The organism is Streptomyces sp. NPDC111744, assembly GCF_055634995.1.
In genome coordinates this window covers 1-1,468 of record NZ_JBVKCG010000081.1, presented here as the reverse complement: position 1 = coordinate 1,468, position 1,468 = coordinate 1, and the positions used below count along the sequence as shown (strand labels likewise).

Genomic DNA, 1,468 nt, shown 5'->3' with positions numbered 1-1,468 from the left:
TACCTGCACGGCCTGTCCTCCGGCGACTTCGTGCCCGCCCTGGAGCAGTTCCTGGGCAGCGCGGCCGGGCTCTCCCCGGCGACGGTCACCCGGCTGACCCAGCAGTGGCAGGCCGACCACGCCGCGTTCATGGACCGCGACCTCGCGGAGGTCGACTACGTGTACGTGTGGGCCGACGGCATCCACCTCAACGTCCGCCTGGAGGAGGCCAAAGCCTGCGTCCTGGTGCTCATCGGGGTCCGCGCCGACGGCTCCAAGGAACTGGTCGCGCTCAAGGACGGCTACCGCGAATCGGGCGAGTCCTGGGCCGACCTGATGCGCGACTGCGCCCGCCGGGGCATGCGCGCCCCCGTGCTTGCGGTCGGGGACGGCGCCCTGGGCTTCTGGAAGGCGCTGGCCGAGGTCTTCCCGGAAACCCGCGAGCAGAGGTGCTGGGTTCACAAAACCGCAAATGTGCTCGATTCCCTGCCGAAGTCCGCGCAGCCTGGCGCGAAAAAGGCCATCCAGGACATCTACAAAGCCGAGGACCGCGACCACGCGGAGGCGGCGATCAAGACGTTCGCCCAGCTCTACGGCGCAAAGTTCCCCAAGGCGGTCAAGAAGATCACCGACGATCAAGAGGAACTGCTGGCGTTCTTCAACTTCCCGGCCGAGCACTGGATCCACCTGCGGACCACGAATCCGATCGAGTCGACGTTCGCCACTGTCCGGCTGCGGACCAAGGTCACCCGCGGGGCCGGCTCCCGCACCGCCGCCCTGGCCATGGTCTTCAAGCTCGTCGAGTCCGCCCAGCAGCGGTGGCGGGCGGTGAACGCACCCCACCTCGTCGCCCTCGTCCGCGCCGGAGCCCGCTTCGAACGCGGCCAGCTCATCGAGCGCCCCGAGACCCGCGTGGCATGATCCACCCGGCCAGTCGCACTGGCTGCCGCCGCCGAGAAAGGGCATGGCAATGGACGAAGACGAGTGCCTTCGCCGCTACGGTCTGCACCCTGTCGGCGCGGGCCTCGACGAGGTTCGCGGGCTGCTCAGAGTGCAAATCCAGCTGGAGCAGCAGGCTCAGGGTGACGGCGACACCGAGCTGATGAAACTGTGCTGCGTTCAGCTGTTCAATGCCGGCAGTCTCGACGATGTATTGCTCATCTGGAAGGCCAAGTCCGCCAGCATGGACGCCGACTGCTCGATCGACATCCAGTTGTTGTGCGGGAGCGGACTGACCAGAACCAAGGCATACCTGTTGTCTCAGCGTCTATCCGAAGCCGAAGCGGCGCTTCATCGATTGCTCGACTGTGAGAAGGCTGGCGACTTCGAGGACTTCTCCGTCGAGGGACACTCCGCCCAGTACGCCGCCTACTACACGCCGTGAAGCATGCTGTCGAGCTTCCGAACCCGGCTCACGCCCCATCACCGGGTCGGAACCGGAGGAGACGCATCGACTTCGGACTTCGCATCCACAGGTCTTGACGATTGC

Annotated in this window: 2 protein-coding genes; both read left to right on the top strand. The window is 66.3% G+C overall.

All coding sequences use genetic code 11. The features are described 5' to 3' along the window. Nucleotides 1-900: IS256 family transposase (locus ACZ7OO_RS44095; protein WP_471513016.1), on the top strand; the 900-nt coding region annotated here is incomplete at its 5' end. A 49-nt stretch (nt 901-949) separates the two neighbouring features. Beyond that, on the top strand, nt 950-1,363 hold the full coding sequence (locus ACZ7OO_RS44090) for a hypothetical protein (protein WP_471513015.1): 414 nt from the start codon (nt 950-952) through the stop codon (nt 1,361-1,363). Nucleotides 1,364-1,468 lie beyond the last annotated feature (105 nt).